General features: G+C 45.9%; 5 protein-coding genes. 3 read left to right on the forward strand and 2 right to left on the reverse strand.

Annotated elements, in window-relative coordinates:
* The gene (uvrA, locus tag QME20_RS18055) at window positions 1–2,832 is read right to left on the reverse strand and encodes an excinuclease ABC subunit UvrA (RefSeq protein WP_049587075.1); all 2,832 of its coding nucleotides are present in this window, start codon (window positions 2,830–2,832) and stop codon (window positions 1–3) included.
* Window positions 2,833–3,176: 344 nt separating this feature from the next.
* On the opposite strand from uvrA, the gene QME20_RS18060 reads away from it, so the two are divergent.
* Window positions 3,177–4,514: an MFS transporter gene (locus tag QME20_RS18060; protein ID WP_281716360.1), complete on the forward strand. Its 1,338-nt coding sequence runs from the start codon at window positions 3,177–3,179 to the stop codon at window positions 4,512–4,514.
* 65 nt (window positions 4,515–4,579) lie between these two features.
* Window positions 4,580–5,164 carry a beta-phosphoglucomutase family hydrolase gene (locus QME20_RS18065; RefSeq protein WP_281716361.1) on the forward strand — a complete coding sequence of 195 codons (585 nt, stop codon included), beginning with the start codon at window positions 4,580–4,582 and terminating at the stop codon, window positions 5,162–5,164.
* Between the two features lie 74 nt (window positions 5,165–5,238).
* On the opposite strand, the gene QME20_RS18070 is transcribed toward QME20_RS18065, so the two are convergent.
* The gene (locus QME20_RS18070; RefSeq protein WP_281716362.1) at window positions 5,239–5,853 is read right to left on the reverse strand and encodes a hypothetical protein; all 615 of its coding nucleotides are present in this window, start codon (window positions 5,851–5,853) and stop codon (window positions 5,239–5,241) included.
* 232 nt (window positions 5,854–6,085) lie between these two features.
* On the opposite strand from QME20_RS18070, the gene QME20_RS18075 reads away from it, so the two are divergent.
* Window positions 6,086–6,949 (forward strand): alpha/beta hydrolase, encoded by an 864-nt coding sequence (locus QME20_RS18075; RefSeq protein WP_281716363.1) that lies wholly within the window; start codon window positions 6,086–6,088, stop codon window positions 6,947–6,949.
* The last annotated feature ends 444 nt before the right edge of the window (window positions 6,950–7,393 follow it).

Genomic DNA, 7,393 nt, shown 5'->3' on the forward strand with positions numbered 1-7,393 from the left:
TCAAGCTTGTGTGAGCATGGGTTTCAGGAATCGACCTGTATGTGAAACTTCTTGTTGTGCCACATGCTCAGGTGTTCCCTCTGCAATAATCTGGCCACCTCCGGATCCACCTTCGGGTCCAAGGTCAACAATCCAGTCTGCGGTTTTAATCACATCTAGGTTATGCTCAATAACCACAACGGTATTACCGTGATCGCGTAGTCTGTGAAGGACGGCTAATAACTGTTTAATATCGTGGAAATGCAACCCCGTGGTTGGCTCATCCAAGATATAGAGTGTTTGCCCAGTGTCTCTTTTTGACAACTCTTTCGCCAATTTCACGCGCTGCGCTTCACCACCTGATAACGTAGTGGCTGCTTGGCCTAGTCGAATGTATGACAAGCCTACGTCCATGAGGGTCTGCAATTTACGTGAAATAGCCGGAATAGCATCGAAGAACTGACGGGCATCTTCCACCGTCATTTCCAACACTTCGTGAATGTTCTTATCTTTGTACTTTATCTCAAGAGTTTCACGGTTATAGCGTTTGCCCTGACACACGTCACAAGGCACATACACGTCTGGCAAAAAGTGCATTTCCACTTTAATTACGCCGTCACCCTGACACGCCTCACAGCGACCGCCTTTTACGTTAAAGCTAAAGCGGCCAGGCTTGTAACCCCGTGAACGCGACTCTTGTGTGCCGGCGAACATTTCACGAATTGGAGTGAAAATACCAGCGTAAGTCGCCGGATTAGAGCGCGGCGTTCTGCCGATAGGGCTTTGGTCAATATCAACCACTTTGTCGAGCTGGTCTAATCCTGTCATCGACTTATGTGGTGCCGGTTCAGACGTGGTCGCCTTGTTCAGCTCGCGTTGCGCAATTTTGTAGAAGGTGTCATTAATCAGCGTTGATTTACCCGAGCCCGATACACCCGTCACACAGGTCATTACACCGGTAGGTATACGTAAATCAACAGACTTCAAGTTGTTGCCGGTAGCGCCTAAAAGCTCTAGCCACTTGTCGTCTTTAACCGGTGTGCGAGTTGCAGGAATATCAATCTTCTCTCTACCAGATAAGTATTTTCCAGTAAGTGAGTGTTCACTGTTTTTGATATCTTCAAGCGAACCTTCGGCAATTATCTCACCGCCATGTACACCCGCCCCCGGGCCGATATCTACAATGTAATCGGCTTCGCGAATGGCATCTTCGTCGTGCTCTACAACTAGTACGGTGTTACCCAGGTCGCGCAAGTGCGTAAGCGTGCCAAGTAAGCGTTCGTTATCCCGTTGATGAAGACCGATAGAGGGCTCATCCAGCACGTACATAACGCCCACTAAGCCTGCGCCAATTTGACTTGCCAGTCGAATGCGCTGAGCTTCACCGCCCGATAGGGTATCGGCGCTGCGCGACATAGAAAGATAGTTAAGACCTACGTTTACCAAGAAGCGCAAGCGGTCCATGATTTCTTTCAAAATCTTCTCGGCTATCTGAGCACGTTGACCTTCAAGGTTGAGTGTCTCGAAGAAGCCGTACGCATCGGCAATCGACATGTCAGCAATGGCTGGCAGGTTGGTGTCTTGTATAAATACATTACGTGCTTCAACACGCAGCCGGGTGCCGTTACAGCTACTGCAGTGCTGCTGGCTTAAATATTTTGCTAGCTCTTCACGCACCGAATTCGACTCGGTCTCGCGATAGCGACGTTCCATATTAGGGATAATGCCCTCAAATGGATGCTTGCGTTCCATTACGTCGCCGCGCTCGTTTATGTACTTAAACGACAGCGACTTGCCTTTAGACCCGTAAAGCACAATGTCTTGGTGCTTTTTATCGAGCTCTTCAAATGGCGCGGTAAGGCTAAATTTATAATGGTCTGCTACTGCCTGTAGCATTTGAAAATAGTAATAGCTGCGCTTGTCCCATCCGCGAATAGCGCCGCCAGACAGACTCAATTCGGTATTGCCGACTACGCGTGCGGGGTCAAAGAACTGTCTTGTGCCTAAGCCGTCACAGGTAGGGCAGGCGCCCGCTGGGTTGTTAAATGAAAACAGGCGCGGCTCTAATTCACTGATGCTGTAACCACAGTGTGGGCAGGCGAAATTAGCAGAAAACACAATTTCTTCTGCGTCTTTATCGTCCATATCAGCCACAACCGCGTTACCGCCAGCAAGGCTGAGCGCCGTCTCGAACGATTCCGCTAAACGCAGCGCCATGTCATCGCGCACTTTAAAGCGGTCAACCACAACTTCGATGGTGTGTTTCTTGTGCAAATCGAGAGGCGGCGGATCGGATAGATCACACACTTCACCGTCGATTCGCGCGCGAATAAAGCCTTGAGCAGATAGGTTTTGCAGCGTCTTAACGTGCTCGCCTTTACGCTCTTTAACAATAGGTGCTAGCAGCATTAGCTTGCTGCCCTCGGGCATCGCTAACACTTTATCGACCATTTGGCTGACCGTTTGTGCATCTAGCGGCACATCGTGGTCTGGACAGCGTGGCGTGCCCACTCGCGCGAACATCAAACGCAGATAGTCGTATATTTCAGTGATGGTACCCACCGTTGAACGAGGGTTATGCGATGTTGATTTCTGCTCAATGGATATTGCTGGTGATAAACCCTCAATATGATCAACATCTGGTTTTTCCATCATAGATAGAAACTGACGAGCATAGGCAGACAAAGACTCAACGTAACGACGCTGACCTTCTGCATATAGCGTGTCAAAAGCAAGAGACGATTTACCCGAGCCAGAAAGGCCGGTTATCACCACCAGTTTGTCTCGTGGCAGTGTTAAATCGATGTTTTTCAAGTTGTGGGTGCGAGCACCGCGAATTTCGATTTTATCCATTGAAGCCTAAATGAGAGAAAAAGAATCAGTATGCCATAGGTGTCAAGTAAAGTGATATGACATTCAAGTTATACTGTAAGCGGAGTAAGCAGATCACCTCGCGGACACAAGCTTACGATTAGTTCTCGCTTAACGTCATTGCAAAGTGGTGATTTTATCCCCACTTTTAAACCCCTAATAAGAAAAAGGGTAGCGCGAAAGGGCTAAATCTACCTCGCGAGCAGAAGAAAATACCAACTGTATTATGCTACACTTCGCGACCTTATTCTTAATGCAGCAGAAACAGGTGTTCTCTGCGCGCTTTTATGTTTTTTTGATTTTATTTATTGAGGGAAACAGACGCTTTGAACGCTTTGGAATTACGCGCTGCGCTTGCACTCGCCTCCGTTTACGTATTACGCATGATGGGGCTGTTCATGGTTATGCCCGTGTTGGCTGTAGCCGCAATGGACTACCCGGATTACTCGCCGCTGTTGGTAGGACTTGCCGTGGGTGGATATGGCCTAACCCAAGCTGCGCTGCAAATTCCTATGGGTATGATGTCTGACAAATGGGGGCGTAAACCCGTTATTTTGCTAGGGCTTGCTGTATTTGCATTAGGAAGCTTTGTAGCAGCAAACGCCGACAGTATGGCCATGATGATTGTTGGGCGTATTCTTCAAGGTGCTGGGGCTATTGCAGGTGCGATAATGGCGCTAGCTACCGATGTAAGCCGGGAAAGTCAGCGAGCCAAAGTGTTAGCTATTATAGGCATAGCCATTGGCTTTTCATTCTATTTAGCCGTTATTTTAGGGCCTCTTATTGCGAACAACTACGGGCTTGCAGGTGTGTTTGGTATTACTGGTATTCTGGCCATTCTTTGCATGCCGCTGGTTAAATGGGTAGTGCCAAACGGTGTGCAGCTGAGCAGTGGCGATACACTCCCACAAAAAGACCAGCTAAAGCGCTTAGCCTTCTCTTCTCAGTTATGGCGTTTAAATATCAGTGTGATGATTCTACACATGATGATAACACTGTTGTTTGTTCAACTGCCCGTTACGCTACTGAATTTTGATATGACGCTAGACAGTCATTGGACGGTCTATTTACCCGTTTTAGGCGCGTCAATTGTAGGTCTAATTATCATGATGGGAGCAGCAAGAGGCCGTACGCCTAAATCGCTCCTTGTAACCGGCGTTGTATTAATGGGCGGCGCGTTTTTGGCGCTGAGTTTAGAGGACCATAGCTGGTGGTGGGTTACCGCTGCCGTGGTGCTTTTCTTTACTGGCTTTAATTATTTGGAAGCGAATTTCCCTGCATTGGTGTCGAGCATTGCGCCTGCGGGACAAAAAGGAACGGCCATGGGCCTCTACGCCAGTTTTCAATTTTTCGGTGCGTTTTTGGGCGGTGTAATTTCAGGTTTAGTCACCGATATTTGGTCGCAAGAGTTAGCTTATGGCATTGGTGCTGCTAGCACTCTGCTTTGGCTTTTTATTATTCTTGGTGTTAAAGAAGTGAGCCGGGTTAAGCGTGTGATGATGAATGGAGATTTTGATAGTTCAAATGTTTCCAGCATTGAAGCCGAGCTGCTGTTAGTGCCTGGTGTGTTGGAAGTGACATTAAACAGTCAAAATAACGCGGTATACCTGAAAGTTGATCGTGATTTTGATGCGGTAAAAGCGCGAGACGTGTTGTCTGCATAGTTGCTTATTTCATTGCAACCATGAAAGGTTAGCATCACACTATTTTTGAAAAGGAAGCGAAGACCATGATTGACCTAAGCAGCTACAAAGCCATTATTTTTGATATGGATGGCACCTTGGTCGATTCAATGGGCGCGCATATTGATGCGTGGCAGCTTACGTGCGATGCGTTTGGTTATCCTTTTGACCGAGACTATCAATACAGTTTAGGTGGTGTTCCTACCTTTGAAACCGTACATCTTATGAATGCAAAGTATGGGAAAAGCCACGATCCAGCAGAGGTTGCTTCATATAAAAAACAGGCCTTTGAAGGGCTAAACCATGTGCCAAGGCTTATCCAAGATACCCTGGACGTGTTTAACCATTATAAGGGAAGCATGCCCATTGCAGTGGGGACAGGCTCAGATAGGCAGCATGCGCAAATGGTGTTAAATGAACACGGCCTGCTAGCCCAACTATCTGCGCTGGTTACAGCCGATGACGTCACTCAAGGTAAACCTCACCCTGAAACCTTTGTGCGTGCGGCAGAATTAATGGGTGTAGCAGCACAGCATTGTGTGGTGTTTGAAGATACCGACATGGGACGAAAAGCGGCGGTTGACGGTGGCATGGCGTGCTTTATGGTCGACAATACGCGGCTCATCTACTGAATCTTACCCTGATTGAAAGTTCGAGCTTAGGGCTTACGCGCACTCAATCGCGTTCACTTTATAGTTTCTTAGGCTTATACCGCCTCTAGTTCGCTTAGCGCATTTCCGCAGTTGTGTAACAGTGAAGATTTTATACGTTTGGTGGCATCATCAATGGCGGTTTTCATTGCATCGATAGCAATCTGATTGCTCTCTTTTTCACTGACACTGGCGTTCACATTCATGCTTTGCCCTCTGAAGGTGGTGGCGGGTGAATACTCATCGGCATAGTCAGGTTTGTACTTAACATTAAGCACCACGGTGGCAACCATATTACTTCCTAAGCTTTTTATAAACGCGCGGTTTAGTACTACTTTAATGCTGTTGGCTGCTTCAATATCTGGGCTGACATTCATCGCTTCTAAGCTTTGCTGTAACAGTGAATAGAGCGTATCTTCTGTTACATTACTGCTTCCAACGAGCAAGTCTTTACTCGACCGTATGTCGATTAGTTCTGCCAAGTTAATTGGACAAGCTTTCGCTTTAGACATGGTTAGCTGATAGTCTTTTCTCTGCGACGCAGGAATTAATGATGAGTCAAGCTCGGGTGGCGTAGACTCGCAGGCAATAAGTAAGGGTAGGGCACAGCAGGCAACAATAAGTCGAGCTGGTGATGTAGCGTAAGACATGGAAAATGTTCTACTTTTCATTAAATTATTTTTGTTTTATGCAGATAAATTATGCAAGTAATATTGTCTTTAGTATAAGAAAGTTTGTATCGCTAAGAAACAGAACAACTGTTGCAAACTGTTACAGCTTGTTTAGCATAGGAATGGGACTGTTGATTTTGCTGAACGAGTTTTTGATCAGCGACACAACCATTACATCTATATAACCTGAATAAAAATTTCGCCATAACCATTCAACACGGACAGTTCTTTAATGATGAGCTTAAAAAACGCGGTAATCAGTGTAGTTGCAAGTGTGTCACTTATTGGGTGTGCAATTAACGTGTCCCCTTCGGCCTTCTTTTATCAAGACACTCAGCAAAAGCCCCTTGATACTACGAAGCTACACGCGGCAATTCAAAAGGACAAAACCTCAGCGGGCATAACCCGTGTTGAAGTTAAAAATGAAGCTGGGTTAACTTTGAGAGGCGTTGCTGTTTCTTACCCTGACCCTATTGTTAACATTGTTTTCTTTGCAGACAATCGTATGCCTGTAAGCGAAAACAACAGCGTTATTCATAGACTGGGTAAGTTGCCCGCTAATATATTGTGGCTCGATTATCAGGGAGTAGGAGCCAGTGATAAAGCGAAGGACTTAAGTATTAACGCTATCAAACAAGATGCGTTAACCCAGTTTGACTATGTAGCAAGTGCGTTTGACGCCTCAATTCCCACTATCGTTCACGGCCGAGGTATAGGCAGCTATTTCGCAAGCTATGTTGCTGCAAATAGAAAGATAGACGCTTTAGTATTAGACGGCGCTTTCAATAATATCTCTGATTTAATTGCCAACATAGTGCCAGGCTTCTCTAATTCATTCACAAACATGAAGCTTCACGATGAAGTTCATAGTATGCAAATAGCCCCAATCTTGCGTCACTATGAGGGACCGCTATGGCTGGTAGTGGGTGAGGAAGACAAAATAACGCCTTACCCGATTAGTCAGCAGCTATTAGAAGATGCATCAAGTAGCGAAAAGTATATTTCGGTCATTCCTGGTGCGACGCACAACGCAACGCTAAAAAGTGACTATGCCATACAAGAGTACAAGCAGTTTTTAGCAAGATTCACTCAGTAATAGAAACCTTACTCGTTGTGGATAAGTAGTGGAAAACCTTGTTGGTAAGTCTGTTAATAGCCATATAGAACAACAGATCACGATCTTTTCACCACTTTCTGGTCGGATCACGAAATGTCAGTTAAATCAAGCGCTGTAGAGCAACTGTGCTCGATCTTAATCTTTTTTGATCGTAAAGCTGTGCAGGATCAGGCAATTTTGCTCTTTGGGGATAAAAGTTCGAGGCAAAACGATCAAGCGGGTATTTTTGTCAATAGTTTCGTGTCATGAAATTTTTAGAACACAGTTGCTCAACTATACATCGAATTACGATTAATCATCCATCAAACTGGCTTGTAAGTGATTAAAAAAATACCCGCCATAGGCGTAATGCCAGTCAGTTAAGCTGACTGGCATTTTTCTTTGTGGGGTATTTAGTCGGTCTTTTCCTCACTACTCTGGGGT

The sequence above is a fragment of the Alteromonas sp. CyTr2 genome, from assembly GCF_947311905.1.
GTDB lineage: Bacteria > Pseudomonadota > Gammaproteobacteria > Enterobacterales > Alteromonadaceae > Alteromonas > Alteromonas macleodii.